A 19902-nucleotide genomic window follows, 5' to 3' on the forward strand; every position below is an offset into this window, starting at 1 on the left:
GACTCCCTTTTCTTCGACCCCTTGGACAAGAGTGGTCTCGACCCCTTTGTTTCAACCCTACCCAAATATTGCATCATAGATACAAGTCTCTCGATCATCCTCACTACTTTTCATTCTTATAGAACGATTGCTTCGAGACGCCTGTAGGCGTGATTCTTGTCATGGTCACTTTCTTCACCACCCTTTTTGATTTCCCTTTTGCTGGCTTTGTTTCAGATTGAGTCATCTTCAACTCAGCTTTCGTGAGTTGAATCTGGTACTCCAACATCGCTTTTCCGGATTCCAGATCGCTCACAAATTTACCGTCCTTCGCTTTGAGTCTCATGGGTTGCTCTCCTCTATTTAGTGCATGGGTTCATCGAATTGGAAACGAAATGATAATCCCGTTCATCATATCATAGAGCTTATAGTCACACTTTTTGCTGAGAGGATGACTGCTTATGCAAGAGAGAAAGGTGTCAGGAACCATTGCCTTGATGGACTAGGTGTACGCAAATGAGCCGTCCGCTTCGCGTCGCTCTGGGCGGATCTTTGCCTGGTCACCACTAAATCCGGCCCAGCTCATGAACAGCAATGTCATGACTCTTCATTCTCCTCGTCGTACCACTTCTCGCGATAGATCGGGCAAAGACTTTTCGAGCGGAGAAAGTCGGTCACGTCCTTAATCATGCCGCCATTTCCGCAGAGATACACGGCGAGGGTGTCCACCGTCTTGACACGCTCCTGCACCAGAGCGGTGACGCGACCGGTTGGACCGGTCCATCCCGGATCCGGACGAGACAATGTGATGGTACTGTGAAACATGGGATGTCGGGTCGCCAGTTCGTGCAGCTCCTCCTGATAGTACAGATCCCGCTGGGCTCGGAGACCCCATAGCAAGGTCACGACCTGCTGGGTGGCTTTGGGTAACAGGGTATGGAGCATAGACCGGATCGGGGCAATCCCCGTGCCGGTCGCGACAAACAGGAGATTGCGTGGTGTATCGTCGCGCAGACGGAAACTTCCCGCTGGCCCTTTGAAATGGACCTGATCGCCGGGTTTGAGACCAAAGAGAAATGTCGACCCTGGACCGTGGTCCACACGGTTGAAGACCAATGTAAGGATGCTCCGTTGACTGGGCGGTGAGGCAATCGAATAGGCACGTGTCATCGGATGCGGCTTCCCTTCAACGGGAATCTCAAAGGAAATGAATTGCCCCGGTCGGAAGTCCAGTGTTGCAGGCAAGATCAATCGCAAGTCGATCTCACGGACATCGTGTGTGAGATCATGGGCTCGGACGACCTCGGCGGCATTCGTCTGCATCCTTGAGTCCTCCTCTCCATTCGGACATAATCCGCTGCGGACTCTCGATATTTTATCTGAGCCTTTGAACCCGAAAATAGACAGACGAGGGACTGGCCGGATTTCCAATAATCCCCGTGACTGGAAATAGACCGATTAAGATGCAAACTATGGGAAGAGACCCGACGGTTCTGCACGCGAGCCCGCGAACCGGGACGCAAACGCTCCCGTCAATGCCACTGTGACCGTCCTCTTCTCCGAGCCGGTGGCGTTCACCTCGATCACCCAGCAGACGGTGGTGCTCTCGACCGGCGGAGTACCGGTGAACACGCCGTTCACGCTGGAACGGAATAACACCGTCCTGCGGATCAAGCCCGCGAATCTTTTGCCGCTGCTGGTGCAAGCGTTGGAAATAGACCGACAACCACGATCTGGTCTCTATCGCGCAACCCCCGCTTTGGAGTTGACTCCGTCCCGAGCTCATGTTATTCGCATAGACGATCAGCGACGTGAGATTGATCTTGACACCATGATTTCGAAGCTCGAAAGGGTTTCCGTTTAGACAGAACAACAGATTCACCACCTCCATACTGAACACATTCGCCTCCTATGGACCGGTTTTCATACACCAGACGGTTATTGCATGCGTTGCTTCTCCTGGGAACAGTCAATGCTGGGTGCGCCACAGCAAGTCTCGCGGACGGAGAGAAGACCCAGACACCGCCCTCCGATCCTACTCCCTTGGAAACTCAGCTCGATACCTCTACAGCTACGCAGCCCCAGACTAATCAGACTGCGCCCAATCAACCCGAGGCCGAGGAGGTTGCACCTGCCCCCCCTAAGAATGAGAGTCCTGCAGCTGTAGAGCCTCAGACCAGCGAGACTCCGCCTCCTCAGTCTCCTGACACTCCTCCGGTCGGCCAGCCACAGGCCGACAATCCGCCAGCCATCCAGCCACAGACCGACAACCCTCCGGCCGCTCAGCCACAAACAGACAATCCGCCGACTGCTCAACAGGAACCTAGTCCTCCGGCGCCCGTTCTCACTGAAGCGAACCCTTCCATCGTGCTGACAGGTCGAGTCTGGCGAGCCAAGCCTGGCATCGTCTTTCTGAAAACACCGATCGGGCTTATGTCGCTCAGTTCAAAGACCACGCTCAAAACACTCCCCGCCTCTCAAGAAGTATTCTTTTGGATCCACGAAGACCATGTCGGCGTTGATATTGTCAAGCGAACCGATGGAGCACTCGTCCACCGCTATCTGACCGGACCGTTCAAGCGAGACCACGAGGACGGCACCCAGTTGATGAGCTGGACACCGGAAGGCGAGAAGGCATTCCACATGGGCGCATATGAACGGGCGCTCGGTTCCCGCAAGGACGGCCAGTCAGTGACGGTCGAAGTTGACGGCACGGACACCGTCATCGGCGTGCACGACCTCCAGTTCGACCTTCAGATCGGTCAAGTGGCTACCAATGGATCCAAGGCGCACGTGTTGCTGACCGGAACCATCTCAAAACTGAAGTCCAATTTCATTTTCTTTCGGACTCCCATCGGCATTGTCAACGTCAACGCCAAGATAGGGATCAAAAATGCCAAGGTCGGGCAGATCTTGACCTTGCGTATGCATGACCACCACCTCGTGGCGGACCTCTCCGCTTCCACGGATTCTGCACCGATCCGGCGGTTCATCACAGGTCCGTTGGAATTTGCCGATCCGGATCGATCCAGTGTCAGGCTTTGGACCCCTGAGGGTGAACAGACTTACCCGGCAGATTTTGCCAAATCTTCTCTGAGTGGGACAAGAGAAGGGACCCCTATTACGGTGGAGCTCGATGGGCAGGGCGACGTCGTCGAATTCCATCGGATGAAGTAATTTCAGTACCTCCCGCCTTCATCTGTAATCCCAACAGGATAATGTCCGCTTGGCCAAGATAGAAATGTCCTCTTCGTTGCTAGACGGGCCGCTCTCACAAGGAGGGCGGGATGGTCGGAGAGGACAGGGTACTCATGAGTGGGAAGGAACTGCGGCTGGCAGGCGTCACGACCCTGGAGGACGCGAATCGGTTTCTGGAGGCGTATCTGCCCCGCTACAACCGGCAGCTTGTCGTCCCTCCGGGGCAGACTGCCGACCTGCATCGGCCACTGCCACTGGTTCGGGAGTTGGAGAGAAGCGTGTGCCTCAAGACCACTCGATGTCTGCGGAAGGACTTCACCATTGCGCACAAGGGGCGGCTCTATACAGATTCACGACACGATTCGGGCCATGCACGTGCAGGGGAAGAACAGCTTGATGGCATCCTGCAGCTCACGCACCAGGGGCGGGCGCTCGGCTTCCACGCGATCGCGGTGCGGCCCGCAGTCCCCGCCGTGACGGTCAAGGCGGGTCAGCGACCTCGGCGCCCGATCGTGCCGAAGCCGGACCATCCGTGGCGGAAGCGGCTGCTACAGAAACGGGGCGTACACCCGGCAGCAGCCGGACCAGAAACCGGACATTCCTACTTTGGGAAGAAGCGGACATTTCTATTTGGGCTTGACAGACTCAATTCGCAGAATGTAATCCCAAAATGATAATGTCCGGTTTCACCAAAGTAGAAATGTCCTCTTCGTTGATAGACTGCCCGTTCTTCAAAGGAGGACGGGATGGTGGGAGAGGACAGGGTGATGATGAGTGCCAAGGAGTTGCGGCGGATCCATGTGATTCGCCAGGTGCGGGACAAGCGGATCACACAACAGGAGGCGGGCACCATGTTGCGGCTGACGGAGCGTCAGATCCGGCGCCTTCTTGGGCGGGTAAAGGAGGAGGGCGACCAGGGACGTGTCCATCGGGGACGGGGGAAGCCGTCGAATCGGCGCATCGCGGAGCCGGTCAAGGCGAAGATGCTGCGGCTGTATGAGACACGCTATGGAGACTTTGGGCCGACGTTGGCGGCGGAGAAGTTGACGGAGCGGCACCGACTCGAGGTCAGCGACGAGACTCTGCGGCGCTGGTTGCGGGAGCGGGGGATTGATCATTTCGCACGCCGGAAGCGACCGCATCGCGCGTGGCGTGCGCGCAAGGCGCATGTCGGGGAACTGGTGCAACTGGATGGGTCCCATCATGATTGGTTGGAGGGGCGCGGCCCGTGGGGTGTCCTGATGGCCTACATCGACGATGCGAGCAGTCGCGTCTTTGCTCGGTTCTATGAGTACGAGGGCACGATCCCGGCGATGGACAGCTTCCAGCGCTACATTCGGCACCAGGGGATTCCGCTGGCCATCTATGCGGACAAGCATACGACCTACCAGTCGCCAGCTGAGCCCACGGTGGCGGAGCAGCTGGCCGGGGAGGCACCCCAGAGTCAGTTCGGACGGGCACTGGATGAGCTGGGGGTTGAGCTGATCGCGGCGCACTCCCCACAGGCCAAGGGGCGGGTGGAGCGGCTGTTTAAGACGTTCCAGGATCGACTGGTCAAGGAGTTGCGCCTCGCACGGATTGGGACCTTCGAGGCGGCGAACCGATTCCTGGAGGGCTATCTGCCGGTCTACAACCGCCGGTTCGCGGTGCGGCCGGCGCACGCAGTCAATCTGCATCGGCCGAAGCCGACGGCCCAGGTGCTGGAGCGAAGCCTGTGTATCAAGACATCCCGGTGTCTGCGGAAGGACTTCACCATTGCTCATGAAGGGCGGCTCTATCAGGTTCACGACAATCTCCGCGCCACTCGTGTGGTGGTCGAAGAACATGTGGATGGGACGATGCGGCTCACGCACCACGGACGGGCGCTCGCCTTTCACGCGATCGCGGCGCGACCTGTGTCGGCGGCAGCGGTCACGGCGGTGTCCCGATCGCAGCGCCCGATCAAACCGCCGGCGGATCATCCATGGCGCAAGCGATGGCGGCAGGAACGAGGACACCACCCGGCGGCGGCCGGAACATAAACCGGACATTTCTACTTTGGGAGAAAGCGGACATTTCTATTTGGGCTTGACAGACTCAATTCGCAGAATTGACATTTTGCAGCCGGATCAGTATCCTCTACCACTTTATTATGTGAAGGAGTAGGGGCATGAAAGTCATTCTTCAAGAAACCCTGGAAGGGGTGGGGCATCTGGGCGATCTCATCAACGTCGCCGATGGATTTGCGAGGAACTATCTCTTGCCACGTCGCAAGGCCGTCGAAGCCGATGGTCGAAGCATCAAGGCCGTTGAACATGCCAAACGAGTGGCTACCGAGAAGGCCAAGAAGGAAAAGCTGGAAATCGAATCCTACGCCAAGAAGGTGTCGGCGATCGCCCTGACGATCGAAGCGCAGGTCGGGAAAGACGATAAGATGTTTGGTTCCGTCACCGCCAAAGACATCGCGGAGGGATTGGCCGCGCAAGGTGTCACGGTGGATCGGCGAAAAATCCAATTGGCGCAACCGATCAAGGAACTCGGTTCGGTGACGGTCCCCATCAAGATGCCTAGGGATGTGGTGGCGACTGTGACCGTCCATGTGGTGAAGAAGCAAGAGCCGGAAGAGCCTTCAGCGTAGGAATGTGAATATGGATAAAATGGTCGGCGATGCAATCGGTTCATGGGATGCCCTGAGGGCTACAGATCCCGAGGTTTACGCCGCGATTGAGGCGGAAGAAATTCGTCAGCGCGAGAAGCTACTCTTGATCGCCTCGGAAAATTTTGCCAGCCCGGCGGTATTGGCCGCACAAGGCTCCTTGCTCACCAATAAGTATGCGGAAGGTTATCCAGGCAGGCGGTACTACGGTGGATGTCAGCATGCCGACGCCGTCGAAGATTTGGCGATTCAGCGGTGCAAAGAAATCTTCGGCGCCGAACACGTGAATGTGCAGCCGCATTCGGGTTCACAAGCCAACATGGCGGCCTATCTGTCGGTTCTGAAGGCAGGCGACACCATTCTTGGAATGGATCTCGCCCAGGGCGGTCACCTTACGCATGGGAGCAAAGTCAATTTCTCCGGTCTTCTCTTCCGTGTCTTCTCCTATGGTGTCGATCGCCGGACCGAAACCATCGACTACGACGCCGTCCAGAAGGTCGCAGAGGAATGTCGTCCGCGGATGGTCGTGGTCGGAGCCAGTGCCTATGCCCGCGTGCTGGATTTTTCTCGTTTCCAGCAGATCGCCAAATCAGTCGGAGCCTATCTGTTGGTCGATATCGCGCATATTGCCGGCCTTATCGCTGCGGGGCTTCATCCGAATCCTGTTCCCTATGCCGACTTTGTCACGACGACCACTCATAAGACGCTCCGCGGTCCGCGTGGGGGCGTCACGATGTGTAAAGCCGAGTATGCGAAGGCCGTCGACAAACTGGTATTTCCTGGGCTACAGGGCGGACCTTTGATGCATGTGATCGCGGCCAAGGCGGTCGCCTTCAAAGAGGCTCTGTCTCCGGGATTCAAGCGTTATCAGCAGCAGGTCTTGACCAATGCGAAGGCCTTGGCACAAGGGTTCGTCGATCGCGGCTATAGGATCGTCTCAGGGGGAACCGATACGCACCTGATGCTCCTGAACCTCACGAACAAGGGGATCACCGGGAAGGAGGCGGATGCCGCGCTGGACACCGCCGGCATTATCGTCAATAAGAACGCCGTGCCGTACGATGAAAAGCCGCCGGCGGTGGCCAGCGGGATCCGCCTGGGGTCGCCCATCGTTTCCACGCGCGGGATGAAAGAACCGGAAATGGAGCGGATCGTCGAATTAGTCGATCGTGTCCTCCAGCACCGACAAGAGCCGGCGGTGTTGGAAGAAGTTCGCAGACAAGCCAAAGCGTTGTGCGCTGGGTTTCCCATCATTCATTCCTACTGACAGGATGTTGAAAAAGTCCGCCAGCTTCGTTCTCGCGTCGCTCAGAGGCTCACCATACGGACCTGAGTATGCCTCGCCTCTTCGCTCGCTGTGGCCTTGCCTGTGGAACGGCGCGTCTTGGGACGGCGGGGTGAGGCGGATGGGAACGATGGCCTTTTTGGTCATCCGGCCGATACGCCCATAGTAGAGAGCAGGGTCGACGGCGGTGAAATGTCCCTTCTGCGATGAAGTTGAGGACAAGGTAGTCGATTCTCGTATGGCCAAGGAAGGCGAGGTCATTCGTCGCCGCCGGGAGTGCCTTGGTTGCAAACGCCGCTATACCACCTACGAGCGGGTCGAAGAAATTCTTCCCGTTGTCGTAAAGAAGGACGGTCGCCGCGAGTCGTTCGACCGCAATAAGATTCTCGTCGGCCTGAAAAAAGCCTGTGAAAAGCGGCCGATCAGTATCGGTACCATCGAAGCCGTCACCGACCGGATAGAAAAACGGATTCAGGAGATGGGCGAGACGGAAATTGAAAGCCGGGTCGTCGGTGAAGAAGTCATGAAGGAGTTGCATCAGCTGGACCAGGTCGCCTATGTCAGGTTTGCATCCGTGTACCGGGAATTTAAGGACATCGACCAGTTCATGGACGAGTTGAAGACGCTTACTCAGCAGCGTCGCGAACGTTAAGACGCAACTTCGGACCCCATCCTTTCTCTTTCCAGCTCTCGGGAATCCCGTCCGATTCGACATTCGTCCGTTGTTGACCCCGATGAGCTGTGTAGGAGGTGTGGAATCCATGAATAAGACGGTTCCCCAGCAGCGTGCCAGGCGGAACACGCCGACGTCCGGAGCGACGAGCGTCGCAATTATCGGGGCCGGCCGCGGGGGCACCGCGCTCATGGAGATTTTTGCAATTGATCCACTGGTGCAGATCGTCGGTGTTGCCGAACGTGATCCGGAAGCGCCGGGATTAGGATTGGCCAAACAGCTCAACATCCCGATTACGCGCAACTATCGACAGCTGCTGACGATGGAACCTGTCGATCTGATCATCGATGTATCGGGTGATGGAGAAGTCCGGAAGTTTCTCCAAGATTTTCATCGTATGGGTGTCACCATCATCGGCGGTGCCAGCGCGAAATTCATGTGGGAACTCATCGAAGCCCGCATTCGCGCGACCGGGGAGATTGAAAAGGCACTGAACAAGTACCAATCGCTCTATCGATTGTACGTCAAAGAAACCGGAGCTGCAGTGACGGAAGAACGAACCAGAATCGCTTGCGAGATCCACGACGGACTCGTGCAGAGCTTAGCGGGGGTGAACTTCAAGCTGGATCTTTGCCAGCAACTTCTTCGGAAGAACCCGCGAGCCAGTTTGGCGACCCTCAAGGAGAGTAAGGCCCAACTGAAGCTGGCCATACAGGAAGCCCGCCAAGTCATCTTCAATCTGCGCCCCTTGCACTACGACAAGATGGAATTGATTCCAGCCCTCACGAATTATTTCAAGTCGTATCAGACCCAGACCCACATCGCCACGAAGTTTTCGGTCACGGGGGATGAGCAGATTCTCTTTCCACGGACGAAGATCTTTCTTTTTCGAATCATTCAGGAAGCCTTGAGCAACGTCGAAAAACACGCCAAGGCCGACCGAGTCTCAATCAACCTGGACATCGAGATGGATCTGTTGCGCGTAACGATTTCCGACAATGGCATCGGGTTCGATCTGGAAACCGTTCTGCGTGACCCCGAAAAGTGGGATCATTTTGGCATCAAGGGGATCTTGGAACGAGCTCGCTTGGTGGGTGGCGAAGGGCGCGTCCAGTCCAAACCGGGGAAAGGCACGAAAATCATCGTCGAGGTGCCGCTGGGTCACAAGGAGGAGCCAGGGAATGGAAAAAATTAAGGTTCTGATCGCCGACGATCATCGGGTGGTTCGGGAAGGCTTGGCCGCCATTCTCAAGACCAAGGAAGACATTCAGGTCATCGGCGAAGCGCAAGACGGGATGGAAGCGGTGGAAAAAGCGCGTACGCTGCTCCCCGATGTGATTCTCATGGATGTCAGCATGCCGCGGATGGGCGGCGTCGAGGCGACGAGACAAATCAAGCGCGAGTTTCCACACATCGGCATCGTCGCGTTGACCATGTACGAAGAACAACAGTACATCTTCGATCTGGTCCGCGCGGGAGCGACCGGATATCTTTTGAAAGACTCTGAATCGTCCCAGATCGTTGCGGCCATTCGTGCCATCTATCGAGGCGAATCGCTGATCCATCCGTCCGTGGCCAGTAAAATCTTGGCGGAATTCTCATTGATGGCCCAAAAGAAAGGCAAGAAGTCGGCCTGGGCCGAGCATGATTTGACGGATCGAGAGATTACGGTGCTACGATTGGTCGCCGACGGAAAAACCAACAAAGAGATCGCCAACAACCTTGATTTGAGCGAAAAGACGGTGAAGAATCACGTCCGGAATATCTTCCACAAGCTGCAAGTCTACGATCGCACGCAAGCCGCCATCCTCGCCATCCGGAAGGGCTTGATCGAGCTGGATCCAAAACGGTAGGAATTTCTGTCCGGCAAGGGGATTCGCATTCGAAGAGGTTCACGATAACGGTCGGCTCACGGTAACAGTATACTGCTTTATGCTTATTTGATCCTGCGCCGTCACGATAATGTTCACTGGTAGGCTTGCCCCAGGGCCCAATTGGATGGACGTTTGACCTGTCGGCGTCCCCGCCCCGACGATCACCGAACCCAGCGCCATCACGGCATTCGGATCGGACTTGGTCGCAGAAATAGTCACGGATCCGTTGGCAGCTGCCACACCCACCGTATAGTTTTCCGTATCAGGGGAAAACGCCGGAACCAAGGTGCCGGCGGACACGGTCAAGGCCGATAGTTTGTTGTTACTTGACGGCGCAGCTCGGTTCACAATGATACGGTATGTATCGGAGTTGCCGTTCGGTGCAATGACGATGATCGACACAGGTGTGGCTGACCCCTGCGCACCCAGCTGAATGGTCGCCTGCCCTGTTGCTTGTCCCGGCCCGGGATTGGGGATGGAGCCGGACAAGACGGCACTTGGATCGTCCTTGGTCGCGGAGACCGTCACGCTCGCGACATCCATCGCCACGTCCACCGTGTAGTTCATGGTGCTTGGAGTAAAGGCGGGAGCCAAGGTGCCGGGTGTCACAGTCAGTGCCGATAAGGCGGTGTTCCCTGATAAGGCTGCTCTGTGGACCGTGATGGTATAGGTACTCTGACTTCCGTTCGTCGACGTCACTATGATCGTGATATCTTTGCTCGATCCTGGCGCTCCGAGTGTAACCGTAAGACTTTGAGTCGCTGTTCCAGCGATCGTGACCGTCGCCGTGCTGTCTTGAGGGGTGGCCGTCACCGTAACAGCGCCGACTGCCGGTGACACATTGGCTCCATACGTGACGGTGTTGCTCGAAAAAGGCGGCTGAAGCGCCCCAGGACTGATCGTCAAGTTGGCGAGAGGCACATCTGGCCCTTGCGAGACCGACGCGGAATCACCGCAACCAGAGGAAAGCAAACCCATGATGGCAAGAATGATAAGGGCGAAATATTGTCCGGTGATGGTGAACATGCGCGTCATAGTAATACCGGTCACTTCTTTTGGTGCATGGAACGATAGATTGCTGCGGTGAACCCAAACGGTAGATGTCGAGGCTACGAGAGGGTCCCAAACTCTGCAAGCACTGAGCAGGATTTTCGAATATAGCCAATCCTACTGATGAGGTCAAGACTTCTAATCGATTTCTAATCGAGAGGTAGTGACCCGATGTGTGTACGATCCGAGTGGTTCGATGCCGGGCTTTTCAGTACCAAGCTTGTATTTCGCGGTTCGGCCTGGCGACAGAAGGGCTTCGCCATAGTGGAACAGTCGGTATGGATATGGTCGAATAGAGTCCGCTGGCGTTGGTTTACGGTGCGCGATTCACCGTGATGGTGTAGGCCTTGCTGTTTCCATTCGGGGCAGTCACGGTGATCGTCACAGGAGTGGTTGTCCCCGCCCCACCGAGCGGAATGTTCGCTTGACCGGTCGCTTGCCCCGCCCCTGGATCAGTGATCGCTCCAGACAGGACAGCATTCGGATCGGACTTCGTAGCAGTGACGGTCACTTCTGTGACATCGGTCGCCACGTCCACCGTGTAGCTCGTCGTGCTTGATGCAAAGGTGGGAACCAAGGAGCCTGGTGTCACCGTCACGCCCGACAGATTGTTGTCGCTTGCCGGCGCCGCGCGATTCACCGTGACGGTGTAGGTCTTGGAGATTCCATTGGGGGCAATCACAACAATCTGAATTGAGGTCGGTCCAGGAGCTCCCAGGCCGATGTCACGTGCCTGGCCTGAGCTGGTTCCCTGTCCATTGATCGTCATGCTCGCATTTGTATCCGAAAGTGTGGCGGTTACTGTGACGCTGGTGACGTCACTCGCTACTCCTACCGTATAGGCCTGCGCCGAAGCAGCAAAGGCAGGTGATAAGGCGCCTGGTGTCACTGTCAAGGCCGACAAATTGTTGTCACCGGAGAGCGCCGCTCGGTTTACGGTAACAGTGTAGGTCTTGGAGTTGCCATTTGGAGGCGTCACGATGATTTCTATTGCCGTACTTGATCCGTCAGCTCCCAGCGAAATGGTGCGTGCCTGACCTGAACTTGTTCCCTGTCCATTGATCATCATGCTTGCATTTGTATCCGAAAGTGTCGCGGTTACTGTGACGCTGGTCACGTCGCTCGCCACTCCTACCGTGTAAGACAAGGTGTTCGATGAAAAAGCAGGTGACAAGGCGCCGGGTGTCACGGTTAACGCCGACAGATTGTTGTTCCCGCTGAGTGCGGCACGAGTGACGTTGATAGAGTAGGTTTTCGGGGTGCCGTTCTGCGCGGTCACCACGATATTGATAACGGTGTTCGAGCCAGGTCCGCCCAATGAAATGGTTCGAGCTTGTTCGGAGTTGGTGGGAGTTCCATTCACGGTCATGCTTGCCGTGGCATCCTGCAGCGTCGGTGTCACAGTAATCCTGGACACGCTGCTCGCCACATCTACTGTGTAGGCTTCTATGCCAGCGCTAAAGAAGGGGGCTAACGTGCCTGGTGAAATGGTCAACGCCGACAGAAAATTGTTCCCGTTAAGTGCGACACGAATGACGTTGATGGAGTAGGTTTTCGTGGTGCCGTTCTGCGCGGCTACCACTATAGCAATAAAGGTGGTTGAACCAGGGGTGGGCAACGGAGTGCTTCGGGTCTCCCCGGAATTGATGTTGGTGGGTGGTCCGTTGTTGACGCTTATGCTCATCCTCGCGGTGAGATCTTGCAACGTTGGCGTTACCGTCATGCTGGTCGGGTTGCCCGGTAAAATGCTCGGCAAATTCACTGTATAGCCTTCTATGCCGGGGCTGAAATCCGGGACCAACGTGCCTGGTGAAATCGCCAGGCTCTGCAAGAAGTTATTGCCTGATCCTCCGCGATTTACTGTTACGCGGTAGGTTTTCTGATTGCCGTTCTGAGCGGTCACCGCTATATCGATAAGGGTGCTTGAACCCGTTCCCCCCAACGGTATGGTTCGTGTCTCCCCGGAGTTGATGTTGGTGGGTGGTCCGTTGTTGACACTTATGCTCATCGTCGCAGCGAGATTCTGGAGTGTGAGGGTTATATCGACACTTCCGATATTGTTAGCGACATCGACGCTGTAGTTCAGTCTGTTCGCGTTGAATGCGGGAGCCAGGGTGCCGGGCGACACGGCCAAGCTCGCCAACGAATTGTTCCCGGATAAACTCGCTCTCTTGAGAAGCACGATATAGGTACGGGAATTGTTGCTTGATTCCGACACGACGATACTTACGGAAGTGGTCGACCCTTCCGGACCAAGGGCAATGGTGCTGCTCGTCGTGGCCTGGCCATTGATCGTGACGGTATCACCCGCCACGGCAGGTTGCGCCGTGATCCTCACACTTGTGACCTCGCGGGTGAGATCGACGGTGTATTGAGTTGTTCCGCCGGTAAAGGCCGGTTGGAGTGTTCCGGGGGTGACCGTCAGGCTGGCGAGTTCGGCCACTGGGTTCACGGTTGCCGAGTCCATACAGCCTGAGGCGCTGAAGCTGATCGCGATGATAAGAGCAGCGGTTAAGCGTTGTCCTGCAAAGGTCAGAGTACCCCTCATGGTCGTGTTGCTCCACTTTCTCGAAATGCGTGAAGTGATGCGTCTCTCGATCCCTGAAAAGGTCAGATGACAGATTCGGATGGTATGAGAGGGTTTGAGATTGGTCCAGACCTACTTAGGTAAGGCAAAGTACGCTGAACGTATCAGTGATTGTGCTGGTCGGGGCAAGAGGCAACAGACCGGATCACGAGCCATGAGGATGTGAATGGCACGAGGAGAATCGGGCGATCCCCCTGGCGGTATTGCTCACATCGGCATGGTCCCGGGCCTACTGGAATCCCGGGGCTACGTTGTCAATATGCACGCTCAAGGACGGGCTATGGAGAGACTCAAGGCCGGCTGCATTGGTCACCGTGCTGGTAACAGTAATATCGTATTCACCGCCAGGAAGCGGGTTCATCGGCGTGAGGGTGTTGGCTCCCTGATCGAACCCTTCTTTGACTTTAACCCCATCTATGTAAAGGCTCGGAGTTTCTCCCGCTGCAGGCGGGGCCACTGTGAAGCTCGGCGTCAAGTCGTTGGTGATATTGTCGGCATCCTGGCCGGGGAGGAACCCGGAGTCACTCTCCGGCGTCAGATCCGGTGCGCTTGCCGGCGCCGGTGGTGCCGTTGGCGCCGCTCGGTTGACGTTGATGCTGTATGTCTTGGAACTACCATTCGGAGCAGTCACGGTAACTGACACGAGTGTGCTTGTCCCTGCTCCATTCAGCGGAATAGCGGCTTGGCCTGTTGCGACACCTGTCCCGGCGGTCACCGAACCGGACATCACGGCATTCGAGTCGACTTTGGTTGCAGAGACATTAATGCTGGTAACGGCGCTCCCGACGTTCACCGTATATCCCGTGGTGTTTGCATTAAAGGCGGGGGCCAAGGTGCCTGGCGACACGGTCAACGCTGACAGATTATTGTTGCCCCCGAGCGCCTCGCGGTTGACGTCGATTTGGTATGTCCTAGGGTTTCCATTCGGAGCGACCACTATAATGGCAATTTCCGTAGTTGAGCCGGGCGGCTCTAATGGAATTGGGCGTGACTGACCCGAGCCGGCTCCTTGACCATTAATCATCACGGTTGCCCCTGCATCCTCCAAGGTAGCGGTCACGGTGAGATTGTCGATGTTACTACCGATGCTCACCGAGTAGCCGGTCCGATTCGCCCTGAATGCGGGAGCCAGGATGCCTGGCGACACGGTCAAACTCCGCAGATTGTTATTCCCGCCAAGGGCCGCACGAATGACGTTGACAGAGTATGTTTTCTGGCTGCCATTCGGGGCGGTCACAGCGATATTGACTAAGGTATTCGATCCTGCTCCATTCAACGTTATGGTTCGTGCTTGACCGGAGTTGGTGCCTTGCCCATTCACAGTCGTGGTCGCCGCGGTATCTTGCACACGAGGCGTGACCCTGACGCTGGTCACGGTACTTCCCACGTGAACGGTATAGTCCTCTGTCCCAGCGCTGAAGGCGGGCGTTAGGGTGCCGGGCGATACGGTCAACGCCGAGAGATTATTGTTCCCGCCAAGTGCGGCACGAATGACGTTGACGGAGTAGATTCTCTGGGTGCCGTTCTGTGCGATTACAACAATGTTGATAATGGTATTCGAACCCGGTGCGCCCAATGGAATGGTTCGGGCCTGGCTGGAGTTGGTGGATTGCCCATTCACGGTCATGCTGGCGGTGGCATCTTGTAGTCTCGGCGTGACTACAACACTGGTCGCATTGCTTGCCACATTCACGGTGTAACTAGTGATATTAGGCCTGAAGTTTAACGTTCCCGGTGATAGGGTCAAGCTCTGCAAGTTGTTATTACTGGACACTCCGCGACTCACCGTAACGAGGTATGTTTTTGGATTTCCGTTCTGGGCCGTAACCACGATCGTGACATTGGTGGTTTGACCTGCAGGACCGAGGGTGATTGTGCGAGGCTGCCCAGAGGGAGCCGCTTGCCCATTCACAGTCATCTTCGCAGCAGAATCCGACAGAGTAGGGGTGACACTGACGCTTTCGACGTTGTTGGCAACATCGACCGAATAGTTCAACGTGTTGCGATTGAATCCAGGGGGAGGCAGGGTCCCCGGCGACAGGGTCAAATTCTGTAACGAATTGTCGCCTGTTAAGCCTGCCCTGTTGATCACGACCGTATAAGTTCTCGACTTGGCGGTCGATTCCGACACGATGACATTAATGACCGTGGTTTTTCCGGCTTCGTTTAAGGGAATGACGCTGTTCGTCGTGGCTTGTCCATTGATCGTCACGCTGTCACCGGATACAGCCGGTAGAGCTGTCACAGTCACGCTCTGGATGTCGCTGGATAGACTAACGGTGTAGTTTGTCGTTGCAGGGCTAAAAGCCGGTTGGAGTGTTGCCGGGCCACTCGTGAGCCCGACCGTCAAGCCGGCAAGTTCCACCTCAGGGGTGACGGTCGCTACGTCCCCGCATCCAGAGGCCATCAAGCCGATCGCGACGAAAAAGGCGGTAGCGAGATGCTGTTTCACGACGTGGATGGTACGCATCATGGTGACTTGACCTCTTTCTTTAGAGGCGATAAGGATCGTGTTCTTAATTAATAGCTAACCTAAGTTAAGATAGCGGATATTACGGGAGGCCTAAAGATTGGTCCATACCTACTTAGGTATAAGGGCGAATGGCGAGCAGCCCTATTAGGCATAGAGCTTATTAGTGAGTATGCCTAGGGCCGATCTTCCTGGTGAGGTCGAGGCTCCTGTTCGAGAGGTAGGGAGCCGGCATGAGCAAGTTGAGCTGGTTCAAGACCGACGGTAGAGCTGAGAGGATAAAGTTATAACCGATCCTGCTGGTACTTCGTTGTCTTCTCCTCGAGAGAAGCTGATACGGAATCAGACTGGTCGCGCGACGCTTCGCAGATCTGTTCTTGTGGCGATGCCAAACGGGCGTCTTCTCTGATCTGTTGGACTCCTTAAATGCGATAGCGATATCGTTTCTACAAGAGTGCTTGGATGATGGTAATGGTGTAGAACTTTGTGACTCCATTCGGTGCCGTGACGGTGATCGTCACCGGTGTGGCCGTCCCCGGCCCACCGAGCGGAATGGTCGCTTGACCGGTCGCTTGTCCAGCCCCGGGATCAGCAATCGACCCGGACAGGATCGCATTCGAGTCAGACTTGGTCGCGGAGACCGTCACGCTCGCGACATTGGCTGGAACGCCCACCGTGTAGACTGTCGTGCTTGGAGCAAAGCCAGGAACCAAGGAGCCTTCCACCGTCAAGGCCGACAGATTATTGTCATCCGATGCTGCGCGGTTTACGGTGATGGAATATATTTGCGGGGTTCCATCTTGGGCCGTTACGGTGATGGACACTGATGTGGGTGTCCCTGCTCCATTCAGCGAAATGGTCGCCTGTCCCGTTGCAAGCCCTGCTCCGGCAGTCACTGAGCCGGTCATCGTTGCAATCGGATCGGCCTTGGTAGCTGACACGGTCACCTCGGTGACGCCGGTCGCCACGTTCACCATGTAGGCGGTAATGTTCGGAGCGAAGGTCGGAGACAAATTTTGAGCCACGGTGCCTGTCGTCACGGTCAAGGCTGACAGGTTGTTGTTGCTCGAGAGCCTCCTTACGATGATGTTGTATGTCTTTGGGCTTCCAATCTGGGGTGTGACTGTGATCGACACAGGTGTTTCTGATCCTTGCTCGCCCAGTGTAACGTGTGCTTGCCCCGTTGCGGTCCCAGCCGGAACCGTTACGCTACCAATGGTCATGCCGGCATTCCGGTCCGACTTGGTTGCTGAAACCGTCACGCTGGTGACGTTGGATGCAACGTCCACCCTATAGGTCGTGGCATTCCGAGCAAAGGGTGGAGACAAGGTTTGAATCGCGTTGCCTGACCTCACTATCAATGCCGACAGGTTGTTGTCGTTTGACGGAGCCCTATCGACAACTACGACATAGATATTCCGATTCCCGTTCTGTGCGGTGACTATTATATTGATAATGGTGTTCGAGTCCGGTTGGCCCAACGCAATGAGGCGAGCCTCTCCGGAGTTAATGTTGGATGGCTGCCCGCTGTTCACTATTAGGCTCATGCTCGCATTGGAATTCGGTGGCAGCTCCGGCCTCACCGTCACGCTTGTTATGGTGCTTGCGACGTTCACCGGGTAACTGGTTGTGGTAGGGCTGAACGAGATCAGGTTTGTAGTTCCAGTTCCCGATGAAACAGTTAAGCTCTGCAAGGTGTTAATGCTCGATAACCCGCCACGATTCACGAGAATCGTGTAGCTTTTCTTAGTTCCGTCCTGGGCTGTCACTTCGATCGTAATGAGAGTGTTCTGACCGGCGGGATTGAGGGTGATTGGCCGGGCCTGCCCGGAGGTTGCGGCCTGCCCATTCACCGCTATTGTCGCGGCAAGATCCTGAAGGGTCGGCGTTACCTCGACGCTTCCGACGGTGCTGGCAACATCGACTGTGTAGTTGAGTGTGTTCTCATTGAATGCGATGGGCGGGGTGCCCGGCGAAACGGTTAAGTTCTGTAACGAGTTGTTCCCATTTGGGCCGGCTCTCACCAGAAGGACTGTGTAGGTCCTCGAATTCGTGTCCGATTCCGACACGACGATGCTCACCGGCGTCGTCGTGCCTGCCGCGCCCAGGGGAATAACGCTGCTTGTCGTGGCCTGGCCATTGATCGTGACCGTATCGCCCGCTACGGCCGGTTGTGCGGTGACCCTCACACTCGTGACGTCGCTGGTGAGGTTGACATTGTATTCAGTGGTGCCGCCGGTAAAGGCCGGTTGGAGTGTTGCGGTAGTGGTTCCGGTAGTGACCGTCAAGCTGGCGAGTTCGACCACTGGATTTACGGTCGCCGAGTCCCCACAGCCAGCGGCTATCAAGCCGATCACGATAAGCAAGACGGCGGTTAGATACTGTCTCACGACGGTCACAGTATGCATGGTCATGGGGTATTAGTCTCTTTCTCTAGCAGGATGCTGAAACAGTCCGCCAGCGGCGTTCTCGCATCGTTCAGAGGCTCAACGTACCGAAGCGTACGCCTCGCCTCTTCGCTCGCTGCGGCCTTGCTGGACAGCCTTTTTGAGCATCCTGAAGGTATTCTGACGTGATCACCATATGGACAATTCAAAGTCATATTGTGGGCGTTAACCAAGTTTTTCCGCAGCCTGCTAGAGGCGTGAAGCGTACTATAAGAGTGCTCGGGTGATGGTAATGGTGTATGGCTTTGAGGCTCCATTCGGTGCCGTGACGATGATCGACACCGTTCTTGGTATCAATGGTACGAGTAGAAACGTTGCTTGGCCTGTTGCGACCCCTGTCCCAGCCGTGACGTCACCGGACAACACTGCATCTGAATCAGACTTGGTCGCGGAGACCGTCGCGCTGGCGACACTGGGTGGAACGCCCACCGTGTAGGCTGTCGTGCTTGGAGCAAAATCAGGAACCAAGGAGCCTCCCGTCACCGTCAAGGCCGACAGATTGTTGTCACTCGAGGGCGCCGCTCGGTTGACCGTGAGGGTGTAGGTCTTACTGTTTCCATTCGGGGCAGTGACGGTGATGATCACAGGTGTCGACGTCCCTGGCCCACCGAGTGGAATGGTCGCTTGACCGGTGGCTTGCCCTACCCCGGGATCAGCGATCGAACCGGACAGGACCGCATTCGGGTCTGACTTGGTTGCGGAGACCGTCACCTCCGTGACCTCGGTCGCTACGTCCACGGCGTAGGTTAGGTGATTCGGGTCAACAAAAGCAGGAGTCAAAGATCCCGGCGTCACGGTCAAGGCTGACAGATTATTGTCGCCTGAGAGGCGGTTCACAGTGATGTGGTAGGTTTTTTTGTTGCCATTTGGTGCGGTTACTTCGATTGACACAGGGGTGGCTGTTCCCGGCCCACCGAGCGGAATGGTGGCTTGTCCGGTTGCGATTCCAGCCCCAGCAGTCAGCGAACCAGACATCACGGCATTCGGATCGGATTTGGTGGCGGAGGCAGTCACGCTGGCGACGTCGGTTGCAACATTCACCGTGTAGCTCAGTGTGCCGGCAGCGAATGCGGGGGCAAGGGAGCCTGGCTCCACCGTCAACGCCGACAGATTGTTGTCGCTCGATAAGAGTCTCGTGACGGTGACCGTATAGGTGCTTTCCTGGCCCGTCTGTGACGTTAAGACGATGGAGACGGTTGTGGTTGTTCCCGGTGCGCCTAACGGCACGGACCTCCCCTGCCCGACAGAGGTTGGGGTCCCATTGATTGTCATGGTTGTCGTGCTGTCCTTAGGGGCGGCTGTCACGGTGACGGCGGTCGCCGATGTCGGCGCATCGACCGTATAGTCGGTAGTATTGCTGGAAAACGCCGGCTGGAGGTCGCCGGGAGTGACCGCCAGGCTGGAAAGCGGTACCTGAACTTCATCCGAGATCGACGCGGAGTCTTTGCAGCCATAAGCGCTCAAGCCGATTGCGGAGATAAGGACGGCGACGAACCGTTGTCCAGGGTAGATATGATTCCGTCTCATGTAAAGCCGGTCGTGTTCATTCGATGTTGTGAGTGGGGAACTGTTCATTTTTTTGAACCGCACCCATGGATGCCGATATTACAGGAGGATAATCGGTCCGGTCTACCTCTGCTAGTGCGAGGGCGACCAGATGCTGGATAGTGTGACCGCTCTCCGGGTGGTCCCGGTTCGAATCTG

At 56.4% G+C, this 19902-nt stretch carries 15 protein-coding genes and 1 pseudogene; 9 read left to right on the forward strand and 7 right to left on the reverse strand.

Annotation, left to right across the window (positions count from 1 at the left end):
• Positions 1-103: 103 nt before the first annotated feature.
• Both P0120_08870 and P0120_08875 read right to left on the reverse strand, forming a co-directional pair.
• Positions 104-325 (reverse strand): hypothetical protein, encoded by a 222-nt coding sequence (locus P0120_08870; GenBank protein MDF0674430.1) that lies wholly within the window; start codon positions 323-325, stop codon positions 104-106.
• A 251-nt stretch (positions 326-576) separates the two neighbouring features.
• Entirely contained in the window at positions 577-1302 is a 726-nt protein-coding gene (locus P0120_08875; protein MDF0674431.1) for an FAD-binding oxidoreductase, read from the reverse strand.
• A gap of 190 nt (positions 1303-1492) precedes the next feature.
• Here P0120_08875 and P0120_08880 point away from each other — a divergent pair.
• From P0120_08880 to P0120_08920, 9 genes and pseudogenes are all read left to right on the forward strand, one after another.
• Positions 1493-1843, forward strand: a pseudogene (locus P0120_08880) (Ig-like domain-containing protein).
• A gap of 47 nt (positions 1844-1890) precedes the next feature.
• A complete protein-coding gene (locus P0120_08885) occupies positions 1891-3156 on the forward strand; it encodes a hypothetical protein (GenBank protein MDF0674432.1) in 1266 nt (421 codons plus the stop codon).
• Positions 3157-3266: 110 nt separating this feature from the next.
• Complete coding sequence (locus tag P0120_08890) at positions 3267-3851, forward strand: hypothetical protein (GenBank protein ID MDF0674433.1); 585 nt, start codon at positions 3267-3269, stop codon at positions 3849-3851.
• Positions 3852-3923: 72 nt separating this feature from the next.
• Positions 3924-5198 carry an ISNCY family transposase gene (locus tag P0120_08895; protein MDF0674434.1) on the forward strand — a complete coding sequence of 425 codons (1275 nt, stop codon included), beginning with the start codon at positions 3924-3926 and terminating at the stop codon, positions 5196-5198.
• Between the two features lie 128 nt (positions 5199-5326).
• Positions 5327-5794 (forward strand): 50S ribosomal protein L9, encoded by a 468-nt coding sequence (gene rplI / locus P0120_08900; protein ID MDF0674435.1) that lies wholly within the window; start codon positions 5327-5329, stop codon positions 5792-5794.
• Positions 5795-5804: 10 nt separating this feature from the next.
• Positions 5805-7079 carry a serine hydroxymethyltransferase gene (locus P0120_08905; protein ID MDF0674436.1) on the forward strand — a complete coding sequence of 425 codons (1275 nt, stop codon included), beginning with the start codon at positions 5805-5807 and terminating at the stop codon, positions 7077-7079.
• Between the two features lie 205 nt (positions 7080-7284).
• Positions 7285-7749 (forward strand): transcriptional regulator NrdR, encoded by a 465-nt coding sequence (gene nrdR / locus P0120_08910; GenBank protein MDF0674437.1) that lies wholly within the window; start codon positions 7285-7287, stop codon positions 7747-7749.
• A 109-nt stretch (positions 7750-7858) separates the two neighbouring features.
• Positions 7859-8965: a sensor histidine kinase gene (locus P0120_08915; GenBank protein ID MDF0674438.1), complete on the forward strand. Its 1107-nt coding sequence runs from the start codon at positions 7859-7861 to the stop codon at positions 8963-8965.
• Positions 8952-9623 carry a response regulator transcription factor gene (locus tag P0120_08920; GenBank protein MDF0674439.1) on the forward strand — a complete coding sequence of 224 codons (672 nt, stop codon included), beginning with the start codon at positions 8952-8954 and terminating at the stop codon, positions 9621-9623. The genes P0120_08915 and P0120_08920 overlap by 14 nt, the downstream gene beginning before the upstream one ends.
• Positions 9624-9662: 39 nt before the next feature.
• Here P0120_08920 and P0120_08925 read toward each other — a convergent pair whose 3' ends face one another.
• From P0120_08925 to P0120_08945, 5 genes are all read right to left on the reverse strand, one after another.
• Positions 9663-10679, reverse strand: coding sequence for a cadherin-like beta sandwich domain-containing protein (locus P0120_08925; protein ID MDF0674440.1), 1017 nt, complete (start codon positions 10677-10679; stop codon positions 9663-9665).
• Positions 10680-11007: 328 nt separating this feature from the next.
• The gene (locus P0120_08930; protein MDF0674441.1) at positions 11008-13242 is read right to left on the reverse strand and encodes a cadherin-like beta sandwich domain-containing protein; all 2235 of its coding nucleotides are present in this window, start codon (positions 13240-13242) and stop codon (positions 11008-11010) included.
• A gap of 268 nt (positions 13243-13510) precedes the next feature.
• Positions 13511-15754: a cadherin-like beta sandwich domain-containing protein gene (locus tag P0120_08935; protein MDF0674442.1), complete on the reverse strand. Its 2244-nt coding sequence runs from the start codon at positions 15752-15754 to the stop codon at positions 13511-13513.
• A gap of 443 nt (positions 15755-16197) precedes the next feature.
• Positions 16198-18165 (reverse strand): cadherin-like beta sandwich domain-containing protein, encoded by a 1968-nt coding sequence (locus P0120_08940; protein ID MDF0674443.1) that lies wholly within the window; start codon positions 18163-18165, stop codon positions 16198-16200.
• Between the two features lie 240 nt (positions 18166-18405).
• Positions 18406-19725, reverse strand: a complete 1320-nt coding sequence (locus P0120_08945) for a cadherin-like beta sandwich domain-containing protein (GenBank protein ID MDF0674444.1) — start codon at positions 19723-19725, stop codon at positions 18406-18408.
• Positions 19726-19902 lie beyond the last annotated feature (177 nt).

It is taken from the genome of Nitrospira sp., from assembly GCA_029194675.1.
GTDB lineage: Bacteria > Nitrospirota > Nitrospiria > Nitrospirales > Nitrospiraceae > Nitrospira_D.

What these genes read in the sequence shown, in the direction of transcription:
- P0120_08870 (MDF0674430.1), bottom strand. Translation starts at nt 325, where the DNA reads ATGAGACTCAAAGCGAAGGACGGTAAATTTGTGAGCGATCTGGAATCC.
- P0120_08875 (MDF0674431.1), bottom strand. Translation starts at nt 1,302, where the DNA reads ATGCAGACGAATGCCGCCGAGGTCGTCCGAGCCCATGATCTCACACAC.
- P0120_08885 (MDF0674432.1), top strand. Translation starts at nt 1,891, where the DNA reads ATGGACCGGTTTTCATACACCAGACGGTTATTGCATGCGTTGCTTCTC.
- P0120_08890 (MDF0674433.1), top strand. Translation starts at nt 3,267, where the DNA reads ATGGTCGGAGAGGACAGGGTACTCATGAGTGGGAAGGAACTGCGGCTG.
- P0120_08895 (MDF0674434.1), top strand. Translation starts at nt 3,924, where the DNA reads ATGGTGGGAGAGGACAGGGTGATGATGAGTGCCAAGGAGTTGCGGCGG.
- rplI (MDF0674435.1), top strand. Translation starts at nt 5,327, where the DNA reads ATGAAAGTCATTCTTCAAGAAACCCTGGAAGGGGTGGGGCATCTGGGC.
- P0120_08905 (MDF0674436.1), top strand. Translation starts at nt 5,805, where the DNA reads ATGGATAAAATGGTCGGCGATGCAATCGGTTCATGGGATGCCCTGAGG.
- P0120_08915 (MDF0674438.1), top strand. Translation starts at nt 7,859, where the DNA reads ATGAATAAGACGGTTCCCCAGCAGCGTGCCAGGCGGAACACGCCGACG.
- P0120_08920 (MDF0674439.1), top strand. Translation starts at nt 8,952, where the DNA reads ATGGAAAAAATTAAGGTTCTGATCGCCGACGATCATCGGGTGGTTCGG.
- P0120_08925 (MDF0674440.1), bottom strand. Translation starts at nt 10,679, where the DNA reads ATGACGCGCATGTTCACCATCACCGGACAATATTTCGCCCTTATCATT.
- P0120_08930 (MDF0674441.1), bottom strand. Translation starts at nt 13,242, where the DNA reads ATGAGGGGTACTCTGACCTTTGCAGGACAACGCTTAACCGCTGCTCTT.
- P0120_08935 (MDF0674442.1), bottom strand. Translation starts at nt 15,754, where the DNA reads ATGATGCGTACCATCCACGTCGTGAAACAGCATCTCGCTACCGCCTTT.
- P0120_08940 (MDF0674443.1), bottom strand. Translation starts at nt 18,165, where the DNA reads ATGACCATGCATACTGTGACCGTCGTGAGACAGTATCTAACCGCCGTC.
- P0120_08945 (MDF0674444.1), bottom strand. Translation starts at nt 19,725, where the DNA reads ATGAGACGGAATCATATCTACCCTGGACAACGGTTCGTCGCCGTCCTT.